Below are 25691 nucleotides of genomic sequence, written 5' to 3' on the forward strand. Positions count from 1 at the left end.
CGGCCGCCGCGGGGACCAAAACGGGCACAGTCGCACCGACGACCCGATCACGGTAGCGGTCGCGAACCCCTGCCGTCGTTACGGTGGGGCGATGGTGCGAGAGCCGAGGAGCCACCGCAAGGAACGCCCCGGCGCCCCGCCGGGCTTCTTCGAGGCGGAGGCATGCGGCCTGCGCTGGCTGGCCGAGGCGGAGGCGGACGGCGGCACGCGCATCGTGCGCGTGCTCGACGTGGGGGAGGGCTTCATCGACCTCGAGCAGGTGCACGTCTCCGGCCCCACCCGGGAGGCGGCCGACGAGCTGGGCCGATCCCTGGCCGCGACGCATAGGGCAGGAGCGCCGGCCTTCGGGTCGCCGCCGGAGGGCTGGGAGGGGCCCGCCTGGATCGGCCGGCAAGGCCAGTCGAACGTGCCCGAGCCCTCGTGGGGCCGGTTCTACGCCGAGCAGCGGGTGCGACCCTTCGTGCACGCCGCCGCACGTGTCGGTCACCTCGACGGGCGGGCCCTGTCCGGCCTCGACGACCTCTGCGACCGGATCGCCTCGGGCGAGTTCGACGACGACCGTCCCCCGGCACGGATCCACGGCGACCTCTGGTCGGGCAACGTCCTCTGGGCGACCGGCGGGGCGTGCCTCATCGACCCCGCGGCACACGGCGGCCACGGGCTGACCGACCTCGCCATGCTGGCCCTCTTCGGCGCTCCGGGGCTCGAGCGCGTCCTGGACAGCTACGCGGAGGCCGGCGCGTTGCCGAACGGCTGGCGTGACCTCATCGGCCTGCACCAGTTGCATCCCCTCGCCGTGCATGCCGTGTCGCACGGGCCGTCATACGCTGTGGAGCTCGTGGCGGTGGCGGCGCGCTACCGCTGAGCGGCAGACGTGCCCGCTCGCGTCGGCGGGACGCAGTAGCCTGCCCGTGCAGCAGCACGCAGGAAGGACACCATGCCAGGCGCAGCGCCGACGCCCGAGGAGGGACTCGAGGTCCTGGACGTCAATGCCGTACGTCGCTGGGCCGTGCTCGTCCGGTCGGCCTTCGCCGCCCGCCGGGCCGAGATCGACGCGCTCAACGTGTTCCCCGTCCCCGACGGCGACACCGGGACCAACCTCTTCCTCACCTTCGATGGCGCGGTCGACCGAACCCTCACCGAGCCGGCCGACACCGGCGCCGGGGACCTGCTCGTCGTCTTCGCGAAGAACCTGCTCTGGTCCGCCCGCGGTAACTCCGGCGTCATCCTGTCCCAGCTGGCCCGGGGCCTCGCCGAGGCCTGCCAGGGGGAGGCCGTCATCGACGGCGCCACCCTGGCCAAGGGTCTGGTCGTCGGCGACCGGCGCGCCTGGGAAGCGGTGACCGACCCCCGGGAGGGCACCATCCTGTCGGTCTCCCGGGCCGCGTCCGCGGCAGGCAGTGCCGAGGCCGCGTCCGGACTGCACGCGGTGGCGGCCGCCGCCCTCGAGTCGGGCAGGTCCGCGCTCGAGCGCACCCCGCAGCAGCTCGACGTGCTCGCGCGTGCCGGAGTCGTCGACGCCGGCGGCGCCGGCCTCGTCCTGCTGCTCGAGTGCCTCGAACGGCTCTGCGCCGGTGACGACGGCCGGCTGGTCCTCAGCCTCGCCAAGAGTGGTCGCCGCGGACTGCGGCCGTTCGGGCCGGCGGTGATGCCCAGCCCGCTCGACCTCGAGCCGGAGGCGGACGAGACCGCCCCCGAGTACGAGGTCATGTACCTGCTCGACGACGCGACCGACGCGACCGCCGACGCCTTGCGGGACCGACTGGTCGAGCTCGGTGACTCGGTCATCGTCGCGGGGGCCGACGGCACCTGGAACGTGCACGCCCACGTCGACGACATCGGCCCCGCCATCGAGGCCGGCATCGAGGCCGGCCGGCCCCGGGACATCCGGGTGACCCGGCTCACCCAGGAGCAGTCCCCGACCGGGCGGCTGCCCTCGGTCCAGCCCGCGCCGGAGGGGCCGGGGCTCGTCGCGTGCGCCCCGGGCGACGGCCTCGCGGACCTCTTCCGAGAGGTCGGTGCGGTGGTCCTGCCGACAGGGCCCGGCAAGCGGACCACCACGGGCGAGCTCATCGCCGCGATCCGTGAGCGGCACGAAGCCGGCGCTCGCGGCGTCATCGTCCTGCCCAACGACGGCGACACCGAGCTCGCTGCCGCCGCGGCGGCCCGCGCCGTGGCCGACGAGGGCATCGAGACGCTCGTGGTCCGCTCCCGAACACCGGTCCAGGGGGTCGCCGCCGTCGCCGTGTTCGAGCCGTCGGCCTCCGCCAGCGCCAACGTCCTCGCCATGCAGTTCGCGGCCGCGGGCACCCGGCACGGCGCCGTGACGATCGCCGACCGCCCCGCCCTGACGTCCGGCGGGCGCTGCGAGCCCGGCGACGTGCTCGGCATCGTCGACGAGGACATCGTCGTCGTCGGCTCCGACCTCATCAAGGTCGGGGCCGCCGTGGGCGCGCGTCTGCTCTCGAGCGGGGGCGAGCTGCTCACGGTCCTCGTCGGCGACGGTGCGACGCTCGAGCTCGGCGAGGCGGTGGCCGAGGCGGCCCGCCACGAGCGACGGGAGGTCGAGTCGACCGTCCTGCGTGGTGGGCAACCGGTCTACCCCCTCCTGCTGGGGGTGGAGTGACCATGGCGGTCGTCACCGAGCAGACCCCGCTGTCGAAGCTCGTCCGCAAGCAGCACGCGGAGCAGCTGGCCAAGGCCAAGGGCCTGCGCACGGTCGGCGACCTGCTGGACTACACACCACGCCGCTACCTCCAGCCGGGCCAGCTGACGGACCTGTCCGAGCTGCGCCCCGACGAGGACGTCATGGTCGTCGCCGAGGTCGCTCGCTCGTCCTCGCGGCAGATGCGAGGGCGCAAGGGCAAGCTCCTGACCGTGGTGCTGTCCGACGGCCGGGGCCACGAGCTGGACCTGACCTTCTTCTCCGCCTATGGCCACGAGCAGAAGCTCCACCCCGGGGTGCGCGGCTTCTTCGCGGGCACCGTCGGGCGCTACCACCAGCGGTTCCAGCTGACCCACCCCGACTACGAGCTCTTCTCGGCCGCCGACGACGCCACAGAGCTCGTCGAGCGCTACCAGACGCACCAGATCCCGGTCTACTCCGCCACGGGCAAGATCTACTCCTTCACGATCCGGCGGATGGTCGAGCTCGCCCTCGACTCGGTCGACCGCGTCCGCGATCCGGTCCCGGCCGCCATCCGGCAGCAGCGTGGCCTCATGACGCGGGCAGAGGCGCTCGAGCTGGTCCACCGGCCCACGGTCGAGGACCAGCCTTGGCGTGGCCTGGCCCGGCTCAAGTACGACGAGGCCCTGACCCTTCAGGCGATCCTCGGCCAGCGTCGCCGTGCCGCCGAGTCCGTCCCGGCGACGCCACGGCTCCCACGCCCCGGCGGCCTCCTCGCAGCCTTCGACGCCCGGCTGCCCTTCGAGCTGACCGCCGGCCAACAGGAGATCGGCAAGGTCCTGGCCCAGGAGCTCGCCAGCGACCGTCCCATGAACCGACTCCTGCAGGGCGAGGTCGGCTCGGGCAAGACCATCGTCGCGCTGCGTGCCATGCTCGCGGCCATCGACGCCGGCGGCCAGGCGGCACTCCTCGCGCCGACCGAGGTGCTCGCGGCGCAGCACTTCCGGTCCATCAGCGCGATGCTCGGCGACCTCGCCGAGGGTGGGATGCTGGGCGGCAGCGACATCGGCACGAAGGTGGCCCTCCTGACCGGCAGCCAGTCGACCGCCGCGCGCAAGCGCGCGCTGCTCGACGCCGCCTCCGGCGAGGCCGGCATCGTCATCGGCACCCACGCCCTCATCCAGAAGCACGTCCAGTTCGCCGACCTCGCGCTCGTCGTCGTCGACGAGCAGCACCGCTTCGGTGTCGAGCAGCGGGACGCCCTTCGCGAGAAGGCCGGCCGACCGCCCCATGTCCTCGTCATGACCGCGACGCCGATCCCGCGCACCGTGGCGATGACGGTCTTCGGTGACATGGAGACCTCGACGCTGCGCGAGCTGCCCCGCGGCCGCTCGCCCATCACCACCCACGTCGTCGACGCGGAGAAGCCGGGCTGGGTCGACCGCACGTGGCAGCGGGTCGCCGAGGAGGTGGCCGCCGGGCACCAGGCGTATGTCGTGTGCCCGCGGATCGGAGACCTCGACCCTGCCCTCCCCACCTCGAGCGACTCGTCCGACGAGGAGGCGACCGACTGGGAGCTCGTCCCTGACGAGGGCGCCGAGACCAGGGAGCTGACCGGCGTCCACGCGATGTTGGAGCAGCTGCGCGCCACCCCGGCCCTCTCCGGCTGCCGCATGGCGGTGCTCCACGGCCGGCTCGACGCCGAGACGAAGGACGAGACGATGCGGGCCTTCGGCGCCGGCGAGATCGACGTCCTCGTGGCGACGACCGTGATCGAGGTCGGCGTGGACGTGCCCAACGCGACCGTCATGGTCGTCGTCGACGCCGACCGGTTCGGCATCTCCCAGCTGCACCAGCTGCGGGGGCGCGTCGGGCGTGGCAGCGCCCCGGGCCTCTGCCTGCTCATGACCCAGGCGCCGGGGACGGCCGCCACCGAGCGGCTTGATGCGGTGGCCGGCACGACCGACGGCTTCGAGCTCGCGCGCCTCGACCTCACCTTCCGCCGCGAGGGAGACGTGCTCTGCGCGCGGCAGAGCGGGCGCGGCAACTCGGTGCGCCACCTGCGGCTCGGGCGGCGCGAGGACGAGCAGATCATCGCCGACGCGCGTGAGGACGCCTTCGCCATCGTCGCCGCCGACCCCACCCTCGCCGAGCACCCGGACCTCGCGGCCGCCGTCACGACCCGGCTCGACGAGGAGCAGGCCGCCTTCCTCGAGCGCGGGTGAGCCGATGACCCGGATCATCAGCGGCAGCGCCGGCGGCCGGAGCCTGCGCACCCCCGAGGGCGCCTCGACCCGGCCCACCTCCGACCGCGTCCGCGAGGCGCTCTTCAGCCGCCTCGAGCACCGGCACCTGCTGACCGGGGCCCACGTGCTCGACCTCTACGCCGGCTCCGGCGCCCTGGGGCTCGAGGCAGCGAGCCGGGGCGCGGAGCTCGTCCTGCTCGTCGAGTCGAACCGCAAGGCCGTCTCCGTCATCCGCGAGAACATCAAGACGGTCGGCCGCCCCGGCGTACGCGTCCTCGCCGACCCCGTGCTGCGCGTCCTCTCGGGAGGCCCGCCCAGCGGCATACGGATGGATCTCGTCCTCATCGACCCGCCCTACGACGTGCGCGAGGAGGCCCTCAGCGAGGTGCTGACGACCCTTGTCGAGCGCGAGTGGCTCGCCCCCGACGCCTTCGTCGTCGTCGAACGCTCGACCCGCTCGCCCCAGCCGACCTGGCCCAAGGGGCTCGAGCTGTCGGGGGAGAAGCGCTACGGAGACACCGCCGTCTGGTTCGCCGAGCCGCCGCTCGACGACGGCGTCGCGTAGGTTGGTGGCCGTGACGACCTCCGCGCGCCGCTGCGTCTGCCCCGGCTCCTACGACCCCGTGACGAACGGGCACATCGACGTGATCGCCCGCGCCGCCCGGCTCTTCGACGAGGTCGTCGTCGCGATCCTGCACAACCCGTCGAAGCGAGGCACCTTCACGGTCGACGAGCGCCTCGACCTGCTCAAGGCAGCGGTCGGCGACCTCGACAACGTCCGGATCGAGGCCTTCGCCGACACGCTCGTCGTCGACGTCTGCCGCGAGGTCGGGGCCGCTTCGATGGTCAAGGGGCTGCGCGGAGGCACCGACTTCGCCTACGAGCTGCCGATGGCGAACATGAACCACCACCTGACCGGGGTCGAGACGCTCTTCCTCGTCGCCGCGCCCGAGTGGCAGCACGTGTCGAGCTCGCTCATCAAGGAGGTCGTGCGCTACGGCGGTGACATCAGCGGCCTGGTCCCGGACGCGGTGCGCGACGCGCTCGTGGAGCGGGTGGGCCGGCCGGGCTGACGGCACGTCCGGAGGAGCGAGCACCAGACCCGGCGCCTCCTGATTTGGGTGGCGCTCACCGCTCCGGTAACCTTGTCCGTCGGTCCACGTCTGCACTGACGGGGGCCGAACCCGTCAACCACCGTCTGGAGTCATGGACCGCCTCGACCCGCGCTCACCCCTGGTCATCACCACCAGAGAGCTGACGCGGCGACCCGGGACGATGCAGGAGCTCCATCGGACGGTGGAGCTGTCCGAGGACCTCGGAACCGACATCATCTCGATCAAGGCCGGCGCGCCGGTGGAGATCGAGGTGCGGCTCGAGTCCGTCGTCGAGGGCGTGCTCGTGACGGGCTCGGTCCGCGGCACGGCGACCGGTGCCTGCGTGCGGTGCCTGGATCCCGTCGACCTGCCGGTCGAAGGGACCTTCCAGGAGCTGTTCGCCTACACCGATCGGGCGGCGCACCACCACAAGGTGGGTGCCGACTCGGACGAGGACGAGGTGTACGAGCTCGTCGGCGACCTGATCGACCTCGAGCCCGTCATCCGGGACGCGGTCGTTCCGACGCTGCCGTTCCAGCCGGTGTGCCGGGAGGACTGCCCTGGGCTCTGTTCCCAGTGCGGTGTCCGCCTCGCGGACGACCCGGAGCACCATCATGAAGTGATCGACCCACGGTGGTCGGCTCTCAGCGGACTGCTGGGGGACGACCCGCAAGAGAAGAGGAACTGACGTGGCTGTCCCGAAGCGGAAGATGTCGCGGTCCAACACCCGTTCGCGTCGCGCGAACTGGAAGGCTACGCCGACCGCGCTCACCACCTGCCCGCGCTGCTCCGCCCCGCGGCAGCCGCACATCGCGTGCCCCAACTGCGGCACCTACAACGGCCGTCAGTACGCGGAGGCCGAGCGCACCGAGCACCAGGCCTGAACGCCCCGTGGCTGACACCGAACTTCAGGGTGTCGCGGCGGTCCCGCAGCGGCCCGTCGAGCCCCTGGTCGCCCACCTCATCCAGGTGGTTGGTCAGGAGGTCGACGAGCCGCTGCTCCTGCGTGCACTGACGCACCGGTCCTACGCCTACGAGAACGGCGGGCTGCCCAACAACGAGCGGCTCGAGTTCCTCGGTGACTCCGTCCTCGGCCTCGTGGTGACCGAGACGCTCTACCTGCGCCACCCGGACCTGCCCGAGGGGCAGCTCGCCAAGCTGCGTGCCGCCGTCGTCAACATGCGGGCACTCGCCGAGGTCGCCCGCACCTTCGACCTCGGCCAGTTCGTCATGCTCGGCAAGGGCGAGGAGGCGACCGGCGGGCGCGACAAGGCCTCGATCCTCGCCGACACGATGGAGGCCCTCATCGGGACGGTCTTCCTCTCTGCGGGCATGGCGGGCGCCGGTCGGTTCGTCCACCACCACTTCGACGGGCTCATCGCCGACGCGGCCCAGCTCGGCGCCGGGCTCGACTGGAAGACCTCGCTGCAGGAGAAGGCCGCCGAGGCCGAGCTCGGCAGCCCCGACTACGTCATCGACGAGACCGGGCCGGACCACGAGAAGGAGTTCCACGCCCAGGTGGTCTTCGGCGCGCGGGTCCTCGGCGAGGGCCGCGGCCGCAGCAAGAAGGAAGCCGAGCAGAAGGCTGCCAAGCAGGCCTGGCACCACCTCGACGCCGACTCGACGACCGTCTCCTGAGCGACGATGCCCGAGCTCCCCGAGGTGGAGGTCGTCCGCCGCGGCCTCGCCGACCACGTCGTGGGCCGTCGGGTCGAGCGCGCCACGATCACCGGTGAGCGCGTTGCCCGGCGGCACGAGCCGGGCCCGCAGGACCTCGCCGACCGCATCTCCGGGGCCGAGATCACAGCCGCCCGCCGCCGGGGCAAGTACCTCTGGCTCGAGCTCGACCGGGACGAGGCGCTCATCGTCCACCTCGGGATGAGCGGCCAGATGCTGGTCGAGCCCGCCGACGCCCCACTCGAGAAGCACTGCCACGCGCGCCTCGACTTCGCCGACGGCGGCCCACAGCTGCGCTTCGTCGACCAGCGCACCTTCGGCGGGCTCGCGCTCTCACCGCTCGGGCCCGGTGGAGTCCCGGCGAGCGTCGCCCACATCGCCCCGGATCCCTTCGAGCCGGTCTTCGACCAGCGGGCCGTGGTCCTCGCCATGAAGCGGCGCGACAGCGCGGTCAAGCGGGCGCTGCTCGACCAGTCCCTCGTCTCGGGGATCGGCAACATCTACGCCGACGAGGCGCTGTGGCGCGCCCAGGTCCACGGCGAGCGGCTCTGCTCGACCCTGACCAAGCCGACCCTGCACCGCGTCCTGGACCACGCGCGCGACGTGATGACCGAGGCGCTCGGCCATGGCGGCACGAGCTTCGACGCGCTCTACGTCAACGTCAACGGCGCGAGCGGCTACTTCGACCGGTCCCTGCACGCCTACGGTCGCGAGGGCACCCCGTGCGACCGGTGCGGTGCGCCGATCCGCCGTGAGCAGTTCATGAACCGGTCGTCCTACTCCTGCCCGCACTGCCAGCCGAGGCCACGGGTCCGTCGGGCCTGACGCTCCACGAGAACTGGTGACGACGCCAGTTCTCGAGGCCCCCGGCGGGAACGCCACGAGAACCGGCAACGACGTCAGTTCTCGAGGTCGGCCGGTCGCCCGGGTCAGGGCGCCGGCGTGAGGAGCCGCTTCAGCGGCACCCCGGGGTCGGCCGCGGCGTCCGGGTCGATCGTCATGCCCTTCTCGAGGCCGCGCTTGACCGCGATGTGGTCCTGTCGCGTCCCGACGCACTCGGCGGCGACGAGCAGCCCGTCGCGGTAATGGAGCAAGGTGAAGCGCTCCGTCTCCGGGTCGCCGCGCACGACCGTGCGGTCGACATCCGCGTAGAGCCCGCTGATCTGCAGCTGCAGCTCGCCCTGGTCGGACCAGAACCACGGCACGCTCGTGTATGCCGCCCCGCTGCCGACGAGCGTGGACGCGGCGGTCCGCGCATGGTCCGACGCATGCTGCGTGCTCTCCAGCCGCAGCCGGCCCGGCGTGCCGCGGGTGTAGGGATTCGGCACGCTCGTGCAGTCGCCGACTGCCACGGTCATGCCGTCGGAGGCCAGCGCGTGCTCGTCGACGACGATCCCGCCGTCGACCTGGAGCCCGAGCTGCTCGGCGAGCTCGGTGCGGGCCACCGCGCCCACGGCGACGAGGACCGCCGAGGCCTCGACGACCCGTCCGTCGGCGAGCTCCACGGCACCCACGCCGACCCCGTCGGCCACGATCCGGGTGGCCGTCGAGCGAAGGAGCACCTCCGTCCCGCGACGACGGTGAGCGGCGAGGTAGAACTCGGACAACTGGGGCGACACGACTCGTCCGAGCAGCCGCTCGGCCGCCTCGACGACCGTGACGTCGACCCCCTTGGCACGTGCGTCGGCCGCGACCTCGAGCCCGATGAACCCGCCGCCGATGACGACGAGCCTGCCGCCCGTCGCCAGCCCGTCGAGAACGGCTCCGAGCCGGTCGGCATCGGCGACCGAGCGTAGGTCGAGGACGGCGTCGAGGTCCGCCCCGGGCAGGGCCAGGCGCCGGTTGGCCGAGCCGGTCGCGAGGGCCAGCCGGCCGAACTCGATGACCCGCCCCGAGGCGGTCGTCGCCGACCCGCGGTCGCCGTCCCGCTCGATCCTGGCGACGGGGTCGCCGAGCACGAGCTCGATGTCCTGCTCGGCGAACCACGGCTCGGGGTGGAAGACGATGTCGGACAGCCGCTGTGTCCCCGCCAGGTAGCCCTTGGAGAGCGGCGGCCGGTCGTAGGGCGGCACCGGTTCCTCGCCGACGAGGACGATCGGCTCCGTGTCGCCGAGGTCGCGCAGCGCCGTCACGAGCTCGAGTCCGGCCTGCCCTGCTCCGACGACGAGGGTGGGGCGCGGCATCGACATGCCCCGATCGTATGCCGCTGACCGCGTGCCGCCGGGCCGCTGCCGTGCACCCCTACCCAGCCGGGTGGCCCCTCTCGTCGCTCGAGTGGCCCTTCTCGTCGCTCGAGCAGCCACCTCCCACCTCGAGCGAGCGGTCCGTCCCACTGGTCACAGGGTTCGGTGCGACGGATGGGGTGGGGCGCTCACTCGACGGGGTGGCGCGCCGGTACGGATGGGGCGGGGCGCTCAGCGACCGGAGGGTCGGTCGGGGCGCTCGGCCGCGGCGGGAGCAAACGCTTCGCCGCAGACGGGCTGAGCGGCATACGCTCCACCTGTGACTGCGAACCCCACGGCCACCGAGCCCACCCTGCTGACCCTGCCCACCCCCGGCGACTGGCTCCCCTGGATGGCGGAGCGCGGCGACGCGCAGCTCGCCGAGACGCGACGGCTGGTCGACGACCTCAAGGCGCAGCGGCCCGCCGACGCCCGCGAGGTGCTGCGGATCTGGAACGAGGCCCAGACCGCGCTCGGCAACGCGGCCTCGATCGGGTCGCTCTTCTCCGAGGTGCACCCCGAGCGCGAGGTGCGGGACCGCGCCGAGAGCCTCATGCAGGAGGTGCAGAAGCTCGACACCGACCTCGGCCTCGACACCGAGCTCTACGCCGTCTTCGCCGAGCTCGACGGGAGCGGCCTCGACGCCGACGCCTCCCGGGTGCTCGAGCACACCCTGCGAGACTTCCGCCGCTCGGGAGTCGACCGGGACGAGGCGACCCGCGCGCGGCTGCGCGAGCTGTCCGAGCAGGCGATCCTGCTGAGCCAGGAGTTCAGCAAGAACATCCGCGAGGACGTCCGCAGCATCCGGGTCCGGCCCGAGCAGCTCGCCGGGATGCCGCAGGACTGGATCGACGCACATCCGGCCGATGACGACGGCCTCGTCACCGTCACGACCGACTACCCGGACGTCATCCCCTTCCGCACCTTCGCGCACGACGCCGAGGCGCGGCGCGAGCTCGTGACGCAGTTCCTGACGATCGCGTGGCCCGCGAACGACGAGGTGCTCCAGAAGCTCTTCGCGGTCCGGCGCGAGCACGCCTCGCTGCTCGGCTACGCGACATGGGCCGACTTCGACGCCGAGGTCAAGATGATCAAGACCGGCGACGCCATCGGCGAGTTCATCGACCGGATCACCGCGCTGTCGGGGGAGCGGGCCCAGCGGGACAAGGCGGTGCTCCTCGAGCGGCTGCGCCAGGACCGTCCGGACGCGACCGACATCGACGGCGCGGACGCGACGTACTACGCCGAGCTGGTCCGCAAGGAGCAGCACGCCGTGGACGCCCAGCGGGTCCGCACGTACTTCCCCTTCGAGGCGGTCCGGCAGGGCCTGCTCGACGTGACGGGCCGGCTCTTCGGGCTCGACTGGACGCCGGTCGCGCAGGGCGACGCGGGCACGTGGCACGCCGACGTCGCAACCTACGACGTCGCGAAGGACGGTGAGCGGATCGGCCGGATCCACCTCGACCTGCACCCGCGGGACGGCAAGTACAAGCACGCGGCGCAGTTCGACCTCGTCCGTGGGCTGCGCGGGGTGCAGCTGCCAGAGGGCGTGCTCGTCTGCAACTTCAACCGCGGGCTGATGGAGCACGACGAGGTCGTCACCCTCTTCCACGAGTTCGGCCACCTCGTCCACCACGTCCTCGGCGGCGACCAGGAGTGGGTCCGCTTCTCCGGGGTCGCGACCGAGTGGGACTTCGTCGAGGCGCCGAGCCAGATGCTCGAGGAGTGGGCGTGGGACGCCGACGTCCTCGGGACGTTCGCGCGCAACGCCGAGGGGGAGACGATCCCGGCGGACCTCGTCGCCGCGATGCGTGAGGCCGACGATTTCGGCAAGGGCTATGACGCGCGGACCCAGATGTTCTACGCGGCGCTGTCCTACGACTTCCACGTCCACGAGACGCCGGATCTGACGGCGCGGCTGCGTGAGCTCATGGGGCGCTACTCGGTCCTCCCGTACATCGAGGCCACCCACATGCAGTGCCACTTCGGGCACCTCGACGGCTACAGCTCGGCGTACTACACGTACATGTGGTCGCTCGTCATCGCCAAGGACATGTTCTCGGCCTTCGACCGCCAGGACCTCTTCGACCCCGAGGTGGCGCGCGCCTACCGCGACAAGGTGCTCGCCCAGGGCGGCCGCCGCGACGCTGCCGACCTCGTGGCCGACTTCCTGGGGCGGCCCTACACCTTCGACGCGTATGCCGCCTGGCTCGGGGAGTGAGCACGACGGTCCCGGTCGCGCGGGTCTGCAGCCTGCACCTCTACCCGGTCAAGTCGCTTGCGGGTGTCGCGTGCGACTCGGCCGGCGTCGCTGCGCGCGGGCTGGCCGGCGACCGGAGATGGGGGATCGTCGACCCGACGGGCGAGAAGGTGACGGCGCGTGAGGCGCACGGCCTGCTCGGGCTGACCGCGTCGCCGTTGCCCGACGGCGCGGTGCGCCTGACGGACCGCTCCGGTGCCGCGATCCGCGTCGAGCCACCCCGTGAGGCGGCACCGGTGCCGGTGAGCCACCGCGGCCAGGGAACCGCGCGACCGGCCGGGGACGAGGTGGCCGCATGGCTCTCGGCGCGCCTGGACCGAGCGGTCCGGCTCGTGTGGCAGGACGACGAGTCACGCCGCCCCATCCGCCCGGAGCTCGGTGGCCGCCCCGAGGACGTCAACTCGCTCGCCGACGCGGCGCCCCTGCTGCTCACGACGGAGGCGTCCCTGCGGCGGCTCAACGAGTGGCTGGCCGAGGGCGGCGCAGAGGCGATCGGCCACGACCGGTTCCGCCCGAACGTCGTCGTCGACGGCGAGACGCCGTTCGCCGAGGACGACTGGGACGAGGTGACGATGGGAGGCGTGCCCTTCCGCCGGACCATGGTCTGCGACCGGTGCGTCATGACCACCATCGACCGGGAGACGCTGCGGACCTCGAAGGAGCCGATCCGCACGCTGGCCCGGCACCGCAAGTGGGACGGTGAGACGTGGTTCGGCATCCGGCTCACGCCGGTGCTGCCCCTGCTGGACGACGCGGTGCTGACCGTCGGTGACGTGGTGCGGGTCTCGGGGCGCACCGCCGCCTGACCCCGGTCTCCCCGCCGTATGCCACGTCGTCGGGCCGGGTGCGGTCCGTCGGCCCGGTCTGCGTGGATTCGCCCGTGCGGCGGGCGGTTCACCACTAGGGTCGTCCCGGACCGGCGGGGAGCCGGTCGGCCAGAGCCGCAGCACCACCCCAGGAGAACTCACGTGTCCGTTCCTCGCCGCCTGCCTCTCGCGCGCCCGATCCGCCTCGCGGCGGCGGTGCTCGCCGCCACCGGCCTCGCGCTCACCGTCGGCGCCCCGGCCGAGGCCGCGACGCCGGCGGTGCGGTTCACGACGTGGGTGGCCGACCAGCCCGGCCCCGACCGGGCCTCGAACGCCTACCGCAACAAGGAGTACATCCAGATCAAGAACGTCGGTCGGACGTCGGTCAACATCGGTGGCTGGCGGGTGCACGACCGGGGATCGAAGGGCAAGGCCTACACCTGGCAGTACGTCGTGCCGCGCGGCACCGTCCTCAAGGCGGGCGCGACGATCACGCTCCGGTCGGGCACCGGACGCAACACCGGGGCGACGCTCTTCTGGCAGAAGCCGACCTACATCTGGAACAACACCGGCGACGACGCCGTGCTGCGCACGAGTGGCGGCACGCTGGTGCAGAAGTGCACCTACAAGCCGGTGCCCAGCGGCGTCAAGAAGTGCAGCTGACGCCATACCTGCCGCGCTGGTCATGTGTCGGCAGTGGCCTTTCGACGGGTTGTGCCGCTGAGCCGGCGTCCCCCTCGAGCCGGGGTCACGGGATCGGCAGGTCCTTCAGGGGCACCTTCTTGCCGGTGTGCCGCTCAGACAGGTCTGCCAGGGCCTGACGGACCACCTTCGCGAAGAGGTGGGAGCCCTTGAGGCTGGGGTGGATGCGGTCGGACTGGAGCTGGTCCGGATGGTCGCGCACGGCATTGGCCCAGTCCGCGACGATGACGTTGGCGTGCTTCTTCGCGAGGTCCGACAACTTCGCGTTGTCGTCGTCGATCCGCCCGAACGGTCCCATGAGGTTGACCAGGACGATCATCCGCTGCGGGCCGAGGGCCTTGATGACCGCCTCTGCGCCAGCGACGTCGACGCCGGCGTTGGTCCCGAACGCGAGGACGACGGCGCGGCGGTTGTCCTTGCCGCGTGCCTTGACGGCGGCGAGCCCGTCGGACCAGCGCCGGTTGGACTTGGCGTCCATGCGGATACCGGGGAAGTAGTAGTCCAGGGCGTGAACGCTGCCGACCATCATCGAGTCGCCGTAGCCGTCGATCTCAGCGCCGGTCGGCATGGCGAAGGTCGTCTTGGCCCCGCCCTGACCGGTGCCCTGGCTGCCCTTGTCGCCGGAGGGGGAGGGCGTGCTTGTCGTGGTCGACGGCGAGGCGGTGCTCGCAGGCGGCGACGGCGTGGACGACGCTGTCGGGGCTGCAGTGACCGAGGGTGCGCTCGGGGGAGCGCCCACCTGCGCGCGGGCAGCGTTCGCCTCGAGCATCCGAGCCGTCTCCGACTGCTCCGGAGCGGTGAGGATGACGACCGCCATGACGAGGCCGGCAGCGGTCACGGTCGCCACAATGGCCCTCCGGGCGCCGACGGACCAGCTGACCGTGCGGTCGAAGACGCGCCCGGCGACCCCCTTGAACCCGCGCTGCCGGAACGGCGTCTCGACCAGCCGGAAGGTGAGGTCGGCGAGGGCGACGGTGACGAGCACCGCCCACGCCCGGGTGAGCGCGTGCTGGGTGGTGCCGGGCACGGACGGAAGGTCTCCCGAGACGAGGAGGATGACCGGCCAGTGCCAGAGGTAGATGGCGTAGGAGCGGATCCCGACCCAGGTGAGGACGGGGTGGTCGGCGAGCCGCTGCCAGAGAGCCGCGCGGGACCCGCCTCGGTCGAGCAGGCCGGCGACCAGCACGGCGGTCGCGAGCGAGGCGAGCGTGATGCCGCCCCGGAACGTCGCCGCACGCTCCTCGTCGAGGATGACGAGGAGTAGGGCGAGGATCGCGGCGGCGGAGGGCACCGCGAACCGGGCGCCGGCGCCCCACGCCGACGGTCGCACCCTGAGCGCGAGGGCCGGACTCGTCCAGGCGAAGGCGAGTGCAGCGCCCAGCATGAGGCCCATGAGGTGGGTGTCGGTGCCGTAGTAGACCCGCGTCGCGTCGGCGCCCGGTGTGAACAGGGCGGCCATGAGGGCGGTCGATGCGGCGGCCATCGCGAGGGTCAGGGCGACCCGGGTGCGCGGTCGGGCAAACCGCACGAGGAGCAGCGTGACCAGTGGCCAGACGAGATAGAACTGTTCCTCGACGGCGAGTGACCAGAAGTTCATGAACAGCTGCGGCGCTGTCTGGTCGAAGTAGCTGGAGCCCGCGGTGATCTCGACCCAGTTCGTCGAGAACGTGAGAGCGCCCAGCACCTGTCTGCCCGCTTGGACGAGCAGGTCCGAGGACACGACCCGGGCGATGAGGATGCTCACTGCGACGGTCAGCACGAGGGCCGGGATCAGCCGCCGGGCGCGCCGCAGCCAGAACGATCCGAGGGCCACCCGTCCGGTCGACTGCAGCTCGCGCACCAGCAGGGTCGTGATGAGGAACCCCGAGACGACGAAGAACACGTCGACCCCGAGGAAGCCGCCGGGCAACCACGACGCGTCGAGGTGGTAGAGGAGGACAGCGAGAATCGCGACGGCGCGGAGCCCGTCGAGACCAGGGATCCGCGCGGATCGGCCCCCCGAAGTCGCCCCCGCTGTCGCGGAGGACGGCGTCGGGGCATCGACCGAGCGGTCCTCTCCGCCCGCCCGGACTCCGGTCGACGTCGTCACGTCGCTCCCTTCCGTGGCCCCTGGTCGCTGGTGCCGGTGGTGCTGCCAGCGAGCATAAGGACGACCGGGGACATCGTCGCGGTGCCACGCGGGCCTGTGCCGAGGTGGCCAGGCAGCGGCCTATTGTCGTGGTCATGGTGCGGGCCACGATCTTCGTCAGAGGTGCCGTCCAGGGCGTCGGCTTCCGGTGGTGGACCCGGGCCCGGGCGCTCGAGCTCGGGCTCGCCGGGCACGCGCGCAACATGGCGGACGGTCGGGTCGAGGTCGTCGCACAGGGTGACCGGCCGGCCGTCGAGCGCCTCGAGACTCTCCTGGCCGAGCAGCCGACGACGAGCGGGCGGCCCGGGCGCGTCGAGAGCGTCACGACCCAGTGGAACGGCCCGAAGGACGGAGTCTCGGGGTTCGTCGAGCGCTGAGCAGTCCTCGCCTATGGCCCGGTCGCGCTCCCGTCCGAGCCGCGGCCGGCGCGGAGGGCACGGTCCAGACGCTCGAGGTCCGCGTCCGGGTCACCGGCCAGCTGGAAGCAGAGGTCCTGTCTCAGGATCGTGCGCAGCTCGTCGTCGCAGCGCCGCACGGCACCTGCGGGCAACCAGAGGTCAGCACCGATCCGCGCGTGGACCGAGCCGCCGTCCTCGAGGTCGCCCCGCACGAGGCAGGTGCCCCGCAGCGGCGGACGCCCCGGCATCGCCACGCTCCAGTGCGGGGTCGCGCCCAGGAAGAGGAGAAGCACCCAGTGGCCGGTCGCGTCCTGGACCGACCGGAATGCCCACTCGCTCGTGAACGGCTGGTCCCAGGTGGGGCGCAACCCCATGACGATCGAGGCTGTCCGCCACAGCACCCAGGCCAGGGACAGGACTGCAATGCCGCCGGCGACCCAGGTCAGCCTCGTCGGGGCGCCATCGTCGGAGAGTGCCACACACGAGGCGCCGACGGTGACGAAGAGCGGCCATCGCGGTGCACCCTGCCAACCCCGTCGCACGTCGAGCCACCAGGAGGGCCGGACATCGCCGGGATGCTTCTCCGGCACGTCGTCCCAGCCGAGGTCTGCGCTCGCCCGGTCGATGAGCCCGGCCAGGTCGAGCTCATCGCTGTCGGCCGGCGCCGCCACGTGACCACCGGCGGCCGCCCCCAGGACCGAGACCATCACGGCGTCGCGGGAACGTCCACGTGCGGCGACGAGAGCGACCAGGACGCGGATCAGCGTGACGGCGACGACCAGTGCGAGCAGGGTGGCAAGGACCGCCGGCAGTTCCGTGTCCCACGCGTTGCCCTGCACGGGCCATGGTGTCGTCAGGTAGCTGATCGGCTCCCCGACGGTGGGCATCGGATCGGCATCACAGCTGGGGGCGCCCCGGAAGGTCCGCCCGGCCTCGACCCACTCGACCCAGCACGCTGAGTTTCCGCCGTCGACGGCGAGCACCGGCGAGACGCGCTCGGTGGTCCGCACGAGCAGGAAGAGCCACGTCCCGAGGAAGCAGGCGGCAAGCCCGCCGGTCCAGGTGGCCCAGCGCGGGAGCGGGGGCCGGGCATGCGCCCGGGATTGCTGACCACCGGTCACGCCAGCCGGCCGCATCACCCCTGCCGAGACGGCAGAGCCGGTCGGTGCCCCCGCCACCGCTGCGAGCACGGGCTGCCAGGCAGCCGTGATGGTCAGCGTGCCCTGCCCGCCTCCGGGAGCCTGCAGCCGGATGGACCACCTCTGCTCGCCCTCGCGCTCGTCGATCCAGGTGCGACCCGTCGCCTCCTGCAGGCCGCGAACCGGAAGCGCCCAGTGCCGCCCCGGCGTGATGATGTGCACGTCGCCCCCGACGCGCTCGAGGACGGCCCGCTCGGCTCGGTGTGCCGCGGTGCGTGCGCGTCGCCGCGCGGGGGCGAGGCCGTCAGGGATCGGCTCGACCTGCAGCCGGCCGTGCACGGTCACGGGCCGTCCCTCCCGCGCACGCCGCAGCGCGCTGCGGGGCCTGACCGACTCGCGAACCCACCGCAGGACCAGCCCTACGACCACCACGACGGCCGCGCCGACAACACCTTCCATGGCCGCGAAGTCTAGGGATGACAGGGTCCGCAGTCCGGAACATCCCGAGGTCGACGCCACGATCCACCTAGGCTTCCGGGATGAGCACCGAGCTCCCCGCCGAGCTGGCCGACCTGCGCCGCAGCATCGACAACATCGACGCGGCGATCATCCACATGCTCGCCGAGCGGTTCCGGTGCACCCAGAAGGTCGGGCTCCTCAAGGCCCGCGAGAACCTGCCGCCCGCCGACCCCGCCCGTGAGGAGCAGCAGATCGCCCGTCTCCGGGCCCTCGCTCACGACTCCGGCCTCGACCCGGTCTTCGCCGAGAAGTTCCTCGCCTTCGTGATCGCCGAGGTGATCCACCACCACGAGCGGATCGCCGCCGCGGAAGCCACCCCCGCGGCTGAGACCCAGCCCTAGTAGAGGGTCGCCTCCTGCCGGGAAGGCAGCTCGGCGTCGTACGCCTCGGCCTGCGCGGCCGTGTCGAAACCGCGCGCCTCGAGCGTCATCCGCCCCGCCGTCGGGAGGCTGGTCGGCGGCACGCGCGACTCCACGTCCCACAGGCGTGCGCGCCGCACGGCGCGGGTGCACTGGAAGAAGACGCGCTCCACGCTCACGACGATGAGTGAGGCCGGCGCCCGGTCCTGGACGGCGTGCCGTGCCAGCTCCGCAGGGTCGGTCGAGATGACCGCCGTGCCGCGGACCCGTAGCTCCTCGCCGAGGCCCGGCACGAGGAAGAGGAGACCGATCCGCGGGTCGCGCACCAGGTTCGACAGCGTGTCGAGCCGGTTGTTGCCGCTCCGGTCGGGGATCGCGATGGTCCGTTCGTCGCGCACCTCGACGAAGCCGGGGGCGTCACCGCGCGGCGACTGGTCGAGGCCGTGCGGGCCGGCCGTCGCGATGACGACGAAGGGCGCGGCCCGGACGATCTCGGCGTAGGCGGGTGTGAGGACGGCCGTCTCCTTGGCGATCGAGACGGGGCTCGGGGCGCTCGGGTAGACCTCGCGGAGCCGCTCGAGGCTCGTCACGGCGTGCTCGTCGTTCATCGTCATCATCCGATCTCGGTGTGGCCGTGCGGCGTCGTGAGTCGTGCGCGCAGCCCTGTGGGGCCCGCCACCACGCGGACGGGGACGTCGACGCCGTTCAGCTGCGCCTCGAGGGCGGTCGGGTCGGGCGTCGCCAGGACCAGCTCCTCGAGCCGGACGCCTCGGTCGGGGAGCGCCTCCGACGGGGGCGGGGTGTGCCACTGGATGAGCGACGGGGCCACGCCACCCAGGGGCAGCGACCCGTCATCGGGGACGGTGAGCGCCCAGCGGTTCGGGCCGCGGGTCAGCTCCCGGACCTCGGGTACCCCTGCGAGGGACTCGACCCGCGCCACCCAGTGGACGAGCGCCGGCCCCGGGGCGAGCCGCTCCCGCATCGCCGGCGTGTCGAGCTCGAACCAGCGCGCCCGCCCGGGTGTGGTGCCCGGCTCCGGCGCGATGAGCTCGAGGTAGGCGCCGGGTCCGAGGGACAGCAGGAGGTTGTGGGTGCCGTAGTCCGTATGCCGCCCACCCGGCTCGAGCGGGCAGCCGACCTTCCGCTCCAACCAGTCCCGCCCCGCCTCCAGGTCGTTCGTCGCGACGACGAGGTGGTCGAGCGTCGTCGTGGTGGGCATGGCTCGTGAGCCTACGCGCCGGGGCGCCTGCACGGGTGGAGCACGTGCTGGCCGTTAGGCTGACCGGGATCTTCCGCACAGAAAGCAAGGTTCGTGTACGTCAAGAGCCTCACCCTGAAGGGCTTCAAGTCCTTCGCCTCGGCGACCCAGATGCGTCTCGAGCCCGGCATCACCTGCATCGTCGGGCCGAACGGATCCGGCAAGTCCAACGTCGTCGACGCGCTCGCGTGGGTGATGGGCGAGCAGGGTGCCAAGTCGCTGCGCGGCGGGAAGATGGAGGACGTCATCTTCGCCGGCACCGCTGGGCGGGCCCCGCTCGGGCGGGCCGAGGTGACACTGACCATCGACAACACCGACGGCGCCTTGCCGATCGACTACACCGAGGTGACGATCTCGCGGACCATGTTCCGCAACGGCGGCTCCGAGTACGCCATCAACGGCACCCCCTGCCGGCTGCTCGACAGCCAGGAGCTGCTCTCCGACAGCGGAATCGGCCGCGAGATGCACGTCATCGTCGGGCAGGGTCAGCTCGACACCGTCCTGCGCGCGACGCCCGAGGAGCGGCGCGGCTTCATCGAGGAGGCCGCCGGCGTCCTCAAACACCGCAAGCGCAAGGAACGGGCGCTGCGCAAGCTCGAGACGATGGAGGCGAACCTCACCCGGGTCCACGACCTCACCGGTGAGATCCGCCGGCAGCTCGGGCCGCTGGGGCGCCAGGCAGAGACAGCCCGCAAGGCCGCGGTGATCCAGGCCGACGCCCGCGACGCCAGGCTCCGGCTGCTCGCCGACGACCTGATCCAGCTGACCTCCACCCTCGAGCAGGAGGTCGCCGACGAGAGTGCCCTCCTGCAGCGGCGTGAGGAGGTCGAGGAGGCGCTGCGCGACCTCGCGGGGCGACTGGCGAGGCTCGAAGCCGCGGCGGAGCAGGCCCGGCCGGCCCTCGCCCTCGCCCATGACCAGTGGGCTGCCCTCGGCCGGCTCGTCGAACGGATGGCGGCGACGCACAGCCTCGCCACCGAGCGGGTGCGTCTGCTCTCCGAGGACCCCGGCGACGAGGGGGAGGGGGAGTCGTCACGCGGCCCGGTCGCCCTGCGCGAGCAGGCCGCCGAGGTCCGCGAGCAGGAGGCCATGCTGCTCGAGGAGATCGCCGAGCTGAAGGCGACCCTCGAGGAGACGGTGCTCTCGCGCAACGACGCGGAACGCGCGCACGCCGAGGAGACCAGCCGGCTGGCACGGGCGGCCCGCGCGGCCGCCGACCGCCGCGAGGGCCTGGCCAAGCTCGCCGGCCAGGTCGGCGCCAAGGCCTCCCGGATCGAGGCCCGCGAGGCAGAGATCGCCCGGCTGCGGGCCAGCGTCGAGCAGGCGGCCGCCCGCGCCGCCGAGGCGGAGCAGGAGTTCGCCCGGCTCGAGGCGACCGTCGCCGCGGACGAGGAAGGCGAGCACGGCCTCGACAGCGCCTACGAGGAGGCCGCCGAACGGCTCGAGGCCGCCGAGGCAGAGCTCGCCCAGTGGCGGCAGGCCGAGGCCGCCGCCGACCGGGCCCGTTCCACGGCTCTCGCCCGGGCCGAGGCGCTGGAGCTCAGCCTCTCGCGCAAGGACGGGGCCGCGGCCCTGCTCGCCGCCGCCGGCGAGGAGCAGGGCTGGATCATCGGGTCCGTCGCCTCGCTGGTGACCGTCGAGCATGGCCTCGAGAACGCCGTCGCCGCGGCCCTCGGCCGGGCTGCCGAGGCGCTCGCCGTCGGCTCGCTCGACGACGCCGCCGAGGCGCTCGCCAGCCTGCGCAAGGACGACGCCGGCCAGGCCACCCTCCTCGTCCCCGAGTCCGCCACGCCCGTCGACCCCGGCGCCTGGCCGGCTCTCGACGGCGATGCCCGCTGGGCCCGCGACGTCGTGACCTGCCCCGACATCATCCGCCCGGCCCTCGAGCAGGTGCTCGACCGGGTCGCCCTGGCACCCGACGCCGAGGTCGCTGCCCGCATCGTGCGGACCCACCGGGGCGTCACCGCCGTCACGGCCGAGGGCGATGTCTATGCCCCCGGCTGGGTCCGAGGTGGCAGCAGCTCGGCGCCGAGCCTGATCGAGGTGCAGGCGGCCTTCGAGCAGGCGCAGGCCGAGGGCGAGCAGGCGACCCGCGAGGCGGAGCAGGCCCGCTTCCAGATCGCCCGCGCTGAGCGGACGAGAGCCGAGCTGTCCGAGGTCGTCGAGGCGACCCTGGACCGGCTCAACGAGAGCGACGCCCGGATGGCCGCGATCGGGGAGAAGCTCGGCTCGCTCGGCCAGACCGTCCGAGCCGCCCGGGCCGAGGTCGAGCGCACCGAGCGCGCGATCGCCGATGCGGAGAGCGCCCGCGCGGCCGACGCAGAGGCTCACGCCGAGCTCCTCGAGCGGCTCGAGGCCGCGAGCGTCGAGGGCGAGGACGAGGCGGAGCCGTCGACCGAGGAGCGCGACCGGCTCGACGGCCTCGCCCGAGAGGCGCGGGCCGCCGAGACCGAGCTGCGCCTCGGGCTGCGCACGCGGGAGGAGCGCGCGCGGGCCCTGCGCGACCGCGCCGACTCCTTGGAGCGGAGCGCCCTCGCCGAGGAGCAGGCCCGCGAGCGCCTGGCCGCACGGCGGGAACGTCGGGCCCGCGAGGCGAAGGTGGCCGAGGCGGTGCGGGTGGCAGCGGCATACGCCCACGACGTGCTCACCCGCTCGGCGGAGCGTGCCGCGGCCGTCCGTGCGGAGGGGGAGCAGGAGCGGACCGAGCGCGACGCGGAGCTCGCGATCGTCCGCCGCGACATGGCGACCCTCCAGGAAGAGCTGCGCGAGCTGACCGACACGGCGCACCGCGACGAGGTCGCGCGCACGCAGCAGCGGCTCCGGATCGAGCAGCTGCAGGCCAAGGCCGTCGAGGAGCTCGGCATCTCGCCGGAGGCTCTCGTCGAGGAGTTCGGCCCGCACCAGCTCGTCCCGTTCGTGCCCGACCCCTCCGCGGACCCCGACGCGCCCGCGCCCGACCCCGTGCCCTACGTCCGCGAGGCGCAGGAGAAGCGGCTGCGCCAGGCCGAGCGCAAGCTGAACGCCCTCGGGCGGATCAACCCGCTCGCCCTCGAGGAGTTCGCGGCGCTCGAGGAGCGGCACAAGTTCCTCACCGAGCAGCTCGAGGACCTCAAGAACTCCAAGCGCGACCTGCTCGACATCGTCAAGGAGGTCGACGAGCGCGTCGAGAAGGTCTTCGCCGAGGCGTTCGCGGACACCGCCGTGCAGTTCGAGCGGGTCTTCCAGCGGCTCTTCCCCGGAGGCGAGGGCCGCCTCGTGCTCACGGACCCGGCCAACATGCTCACGACCGGCCTCGAGGTGGAGGCCCGGCCCCCGGGCAAGAAGATCAAGCGGCTCTCGCTCCTCTCCGGTGGCGAGCGCTCGCTCGTCGCCGTGGCCCTGCTCGTCGCGATCTTCAAGGCGCGGCCGTCGCCGTTCTACATCATGGACGAGGTCGAGGCGGCCCTCGACGACGCGAACCTCGGCCGGCTCATCACCCTCTTCGAGGAGCTGCGCGACAGCTCTCAGCTCATCGTCATCACCCACCAGAAGAAGACGATGGAGATTGCGGACGCCCTCTATGGGGTAAGCATGCGCGGCGACGGTGTCACGACGGTCGTGAGCCAGCGGCTGCGCGACGTCGCGGAGCAGCCGGCCTGAACCTCGCGGAGTAGTCTCCGAACTCCGAAGTCCGCGACACAACGAAAGAGGGCGGATGGAGATCTGGCCGGGCAAGTCGTATCCACTGGGTGCCACCTACGACGGGACCGGGGTCAACTTCGCCGTCTACTCCGAGGTGGCGACCCGGGTCGAGCTGTGCCTCATCGGCGACGATCTCAGTGAGACCCGCATCGACCTGCCCGAGGTCGACGCCTTCGTCTGGCACGGCTACGTCCCCTACGTCCACCCCGGGCAGCGCTACGGCTTCCGCATCCATGGGCCGTACGAGCCCGCGGAGGGGCACCGGTGCAACCCGGCCAAGCTCCTGCTCGATCCCTACGCCAAGGCGATCGTCGGCCAGCCGGACAGCACCCAGGCGACCTTCTCCTATCCTCTCGGAGACCACGAGGCGGCGCTGCGCCCGGAGCCGGAGGGCACCGACAGCCTCGGGCACACGATGCTCTCCGTCGTCACCAACCCGTTCTTCGACTGGGGCGACGACCGGCCGCCTCGGCACGACTACCACGAGAGCGTCATCTACGAGGCGCACGTCAAGGGCCTGACCCGGCTGCACCCCGAGATCCCCGAGCAGATCAGGGGGACCTACGCGGGAGTCGCCCATCCGGCGAGCATCGATCACCTCACCTCGCTCGGCATCACCGCGATCGAGCTGATGCCCGTGCACCAGTTCGTCCAGGACGGGTTCCTCCTTGACCGTGGTCTGCGCAACTACTGGGGTTACAACACGATCGGCTTCCTGGCACCCCACAACGAGTACTCCTCCAGCGGTCAGCTGGGTGAGCAGGTGCTCGAGTTCAAGGGCATGGTCAAGGCCCTGCACGCCGCCGACATCGAGGTCATCCTCGACGTGGTCTACAACCACACGGCCGAGGGCAACGAGCTCGGGCCCACCCTCGCCTTCCGCGGCCTCGACAACGAGCGCTACTACCGCCTGGTCAGTGACGACCTCGCGCACTACTACGACACGACCGGCACGGGCAACTCCCTGCTCATGCGCAGCCCGCACGTCCTGCAGCTCGTCATGGACTCGCTGCGCTACTGGGTGACCGAGATGCATGTCGACGGCTTCCGGTTCGACCTCGCCGCGACCCTGGCCCGGCAGTTCCACGAGGTCGACAAGCTGTCCGCCTTCTTCGACCTCATCCAGCAGGACCCGGTCATCAGCCAGGTCAAGCTCATCGCCGAGCCGTGGGACGTCGGGGACGGCGGCTACCAGGTCGGCGGGTTCCCGCCCCTCTGGACTGAGTGGAACGGCAAGTACCGGGACACCGTCCGCGACTTCTGGCGGGGCGAGGGCGGCGAGCTCGGCGAGTTCGCCTCCCGGCTCACGGGCAGCAGCGACCTCTACGAGCACACCGGACGCAAGCCGATCGCCTCGATCAACTTCGTCACCGCGCACGACGGGTTCACGTTGCGCGACCTCGTCTCGTACAACGACAAGCACAACGAGGCCAACGGCGACGGCGGGCAGGACGGCGAGAGCCACAACCGGTCGTGGAACTGCGGTGTCGAGGGGCCCACGGACGACCCCGGCGTGCTGGCGCTGCGGGCCCGGCAGCAGCGCAACTTCCTCACGACGCTCCTGGTCTCGCAGGGCGTGCCGATGATCAGCCACGGCGACGAGCTCGGCCGGACGCAGCTCGGCAACAACAACGGCTACTGCCAGGACAACGAGATCAGCTGGGTGGACTGGGAGCTCGACGAGGAGCAGACGGCGCTGCTCGAGTTCACCCGGTCCGTCGTCCGGCTCCGGCGTGAGAACCCCGTCTTCCAGCGGCGCCGCTTCTTCGCCGGCAGCGCCGACCACGGCGGCGAGAGCGACCTCGGCGACATCGCCTGGTTCACGCCGAGCGCCGAACACATGGACGACCAGGCCTGGAGCAACGGCCTCGCGAAGTCGCTCATGGTCTTCCTCAACGGCGGCGCCATCCCTGAGCCGGACCCCCGCGGGCAGACGATCCTCGGCGACTCTTTCCTCATCATGTTCAACGCCCACTTTGAGCCGATCACCTTCACCATTCCCGACGAGGAGTGGGGGCAGGTGTGGCTGCCCGAGATCAACACGGCGGGGGAGATGACGGCCGAGCAGCTCGAGCCCGACTGGAAGGTCGAGGTCGAGGGCCGCAGCGTCGTCGTGCTCAGGTGCCCGCGGGAGCCTGCGGAGGTCGCCGCACCGTGACGGCTGCGCACGGCGTGCCGACGTCGACGGTCCGCCTCCAGCTCGAGCCGCAGTTCACGCTCGACGATGCGGCTGCCGTCGTCGACGACGTCGCAGCGCTCGGGGCCACCCACCTCTATCTCTCGCCGGTGCTCCAGGCGACGGCCGGCTCGACCCACGGCTACGACGTCGTCGACCACACCCTGGTCGCGGACGCCATCGGGGGCGAGTCGGGGTGGTCGCGGCTGGTGGCCGCCGCGCGACGGGCCGGGCTGGGCATCGTCGTCGACGTCGTGCCCAACCACATGGCCGTGCCCGTGCCTGAGAACCTCAACCGGCCGCTGTGGTCGGTCCTCAAGGAAGGCCGTGCGTCCCGCTACGCGGGCTGGTTCGACGTCGACTGGGAGGCAGGCGAGGAGCGCGTCGTCCTGCCGGTCCT

The 25691-nt window shown here is 72.4% G+C and carries 22 protein-coding genes; 17 read left to right on the forward strand and 5 right to left on the reverse strand.

The features are described from left to right. Positions 1–91 precede the first annotated feature (91 nt). From ACTHJJ_RS16725 to mutM, 9 genes are all read left to right on the forward strand, one after another. Positions 92–865 carry a fructosamine kinase family protein gene (locus ACTHJJ_RS16725; protein ID WP_440304078.1) on the forward strand — a complete coding sequence of 258 codons (774 nt, stop codon included), beginning with the start codon at positions 92–94 and terminating at the stop codon, positions 863–865. Between the two features lie 72 nt (positions 866–937). Then, complete coding sequence (locus tag ACTHJJ_RS16730) at positions 938–2626, forward strand: DAK2 domain-containing protein (RefSeq protein ID WP_440304079.1); 1689 nt, start codon at positions 938–940, stop codon at positions 2624–2626. Between the two features lie 2 nt (positions 2627–2628). Next, positions 2629–4851, forward strand: a complete 2223-nt coding sequence (locus ACTHJJ_RS16735; RefSeq protein WP_440304080.1) for an ATP-dependent DNA helicase RecG — start codon at positions 2629–2631, stop codon at positions 4849–4851. 4 nt (positions 4852–4855) lie between these two features. Further along, entirely contained in the window at positions 4856–5437 is a 582-nt protein-coding gene (rsmD, locus tag ACTHJJ_RS16740) for a 16S rRNA (guanine(966)-N(2))-methyltransferase RsmD (protein WP_440304081.1), read from the forward strand. Between the two features lie 10 nt (positions 5438–5447). Then, positions 5448–5945, forward strand: coding sequence for a pantetheine-phosphate adenylyltransferase (gene coaD, locus ACTHJJ_RS16745; RefSeq protein WP_440304082.1), 498 nt, complete (start codon positions 5448–5450; stop codon positions 5943–5945). 133 nt (positions 5946–6078) lie between these two features. Further along, the gene (locus tag ACTHJJ_RS16750; protein ID WP_440304083.1) at positions 6079–6654 is read left to right on the forward strand and encodes a YceD family protein; all 576 of its coding nucleotides are present in this window, start codon (positions 6079–6081) and stop codon (positions 6652–6654) included. Between the two features lies 1 nt (position 6655). Then, positions 6656–6850 (forward strand): 50S ribosomal protein L32, encoded by a 195-nt coding sequence (gene rpmF / locus ACTHJJ_RS16755; protein ID WP_440304084.1) that lies wholly within the window; start codon positions 6656–6658, stop codon positions 6848–6850. Between the two features lie 7 nt (positions 6851–6857). After that, on the forward strand, positions 6858–7604 hold the full coding sequence (gene rnc, locus ACTHJJ_RS16760) for a ribonuclease III (RefSeq protein ID WP_440304085.1): 747 nt from the start codon (positions 6858–6860) through the stop codon (positions 7602–7604). Between the two features lie 6 nt (positions 7605–7610). After that, complete coding sequence (mutM, locus tag ACTHJJ_RS16765) at positions 7611–8468, forward strand: bifunctional DNA-formamidopyrimidine glycosylase/DNA-(apurinic or apyrimidinic site) lyase (protein ID WP_440304086.1); 858 nt, start codon at positions 7611–7613, stop codon at positions 8466–8468. A gap of 104 nt (positions 8469–8572) precedes the next feature. On the opposite strand, the gene ACTHJJ_RS16770 is transcribed toward mutM, so the two are convergent. Beyond that, positions 8573–9832, reverse strand: a complete 1260-nt coding sequence (locus ACTHJJ_RS16770; RefSeq protein WP_440304087.1) for an NAD(P)/FAD-dependent oxidoreductase — start codon at positions 9830–9832, stop codon at positions 8573–8575. 313 nt (positions 9833–10145) lie between these two features. Between ACTHJJ_RS16770 and ACTHJJ_RS16775 the strand changes: the two genes are divergently transcribed. From ACTHJJ_RS16775 to ACTHJJ_RS16785, 3 genes are all read left to right on the forward strand, one after another. Further along, positions 10146–12086: a M3 family metallopeptidase gene (locus ACTHJJ_RS16775; RefSeq protein WP_440304088.1), complete on the forward strand. Its 1941-nt coding sequence runs from the start codon at positions 10146–10148 to the stop codon at positions 12084–12086. After that, a complete protein-coding gene (locus tag ACTHJJ_RS16780) occupies positions 12083–12931 on the forward strand; it encodes an MOSC domain-containing protein (protein ID WP_440304089.1) in 849 nt (282 codons plus the stop codon). The genes ACTHJJ_RS16775 and ACTHJJ_RS16780 overlap by 4 nt, the downstream gene beginning before the upstream one ends. Positions 12932–13093: 162 nt before the next feature. Further along, a complete protein-coding gene (locus ACTHJJ_RS16785; RefSeq protein ID WP_440304090.1) occupies positions 13094–13594 on the forward strand; it encodes a lamin tail domain-containing protein in 501 nt (166 codons plus the stop codon). An 85-nt stretch (positions 13595–13679) separates the two neighbouring features. Here ACTHJJ_RS16785 and ACTHJJ_RS16790 read toward each other — a convergent pair whose 3' ends face one another. Next, positions 13680–15722, reverse strand: coding sequence for an acyltransferase family protein (locus tag ACTHJJ_RS16790; protein ID WP_440304091.1), 2043 nt, complete (start codon positions 15720–15722; stop codon positions 13680–13682). A gap of 134 nt (positions 15723–15856) precedes the next feature. Between ACTHJJ_RS16790 and ACTHJJ_RS16795 the strand changes: the two genes are divergently transcribed. Next, positions 15857–16138, forward strand: coding sequence for an acylphosphatase (locus ACTHJJ_RS16795; protein WP_440304092.1), 282 nt, complete (start codon positions 15857–15859; stop codon positions 16136–16138). A gap of 11 nt (positions 16139–16149) precedes the next feature. Here the strand turns inward: ACTHJJ_RS16795 and ACTHJJ_RS16800 are convergent, their stop codons facing one another. Further along, positions 16150–17757, reverse strand: a complete 1608-nt coding sequence (locus tag ACTHJJ_RS16800) for a hypothetical protein (RefSeq protein WP_440304093.1) — start codon at positions 17755–17757, stop codon at positions 16150–16152. An 80-nt stretch (positions 17758–17837) separates the two neighbouring features. Here ACTHJJ_RS16800 and ACTHJJ_RS16805 point away from each other — a divergent pair, with 80 nt between their 5' ends. Beyond that, positions 17838–18158, forward strand: a complete 321-nt coding sequence (locus tag ACTHJJ_RS16805) for a chorismate mutase (RefSeq protein WP_440304094.1) — start codon at positions 17838–17840, stop codon at positions 18156–18158. Here ACTHJJ_RS16805 and ACTHJJ_RS16810 read toward each other — a convergent pair. Continuing rightward, a complete protein-coding gene (locus ACTHJJ_RS16810; RefSeq protein WP_440304095.1) occupies positions 18155–18784 on the reverse strand; it encodes an MSMEG_1061 family FMN-dependent PPOX-type flavoprotein in 630 nt (209 codons plus the stop codon). The genes ACTHJJ_RS16805 and ACTHJJ_RS16810 overlap by 4 nt on opposite strands. A gap of 5 nt (positions 18785–18789) precedes the next feature. Beyond that, positions 18790–19395 carry a VOC family protein gene (locus ACTHJJ_RS16815; RefSeq protein WP_440304096.1) on the reverse strand — a complete coding sequence of 202 codons (606 nt, stop codon included), beginning with the start codon at positions 19393–19395 and terminating at the stop codon, positions 18790–18792. Between the two features lie 93 nt (positions 19396–19488). Here ACTHJJ_RS16815 and smc point away from each other — a divergent pair, with 93 nt between their 5' ends. The 3 genes from smc to ACTHJJ_RS16830 form a co-directional block, all read left to right on the forward strand. After that, on the forward strand, positions 19489–23073 hold the full coding sequence (gene smc / locus ACTHJJ_RS16820; RefSeq protein ID WP_440304097.1) for a chromosome segregation protein SMC: 3585 nt from the start codon (positions 19489–19491) through the stop codon (positions 23071–23073). Between the two features lie 55 nt (positions 23074–23128). Beyond that, entirely contained in the window at positions 23129–25273 is a 2145-nt protein-coding gene (gene glgX, locus ACTHJJ_RS16825; protein ID WP_440304098.1) for a glycogen debranching protein GlgX, read from the forward strand. Further along, a partial coding sequence (locus ACTHJJ_RS16830; protein ID WP_440304099.1) for an alpha-amylase family glycosyl hydrolase occupies positions 25270–25691 on the forward strand: 422 nt, incomplete at its 3' end. The genes glgX and ACTHJJ_RS16830, both read left to right, overlap by 4 nt.

Origin of the sequence: Intrasporangium sp. (genome assembly GCF_051961875.1) — a bacterium.
Classification (GTDB): domain Bacteria; phylum Actinomycetota; class Actinomycetes; order Actinomycetales; family Dermatophilaceae; genus Intrasporangium_A.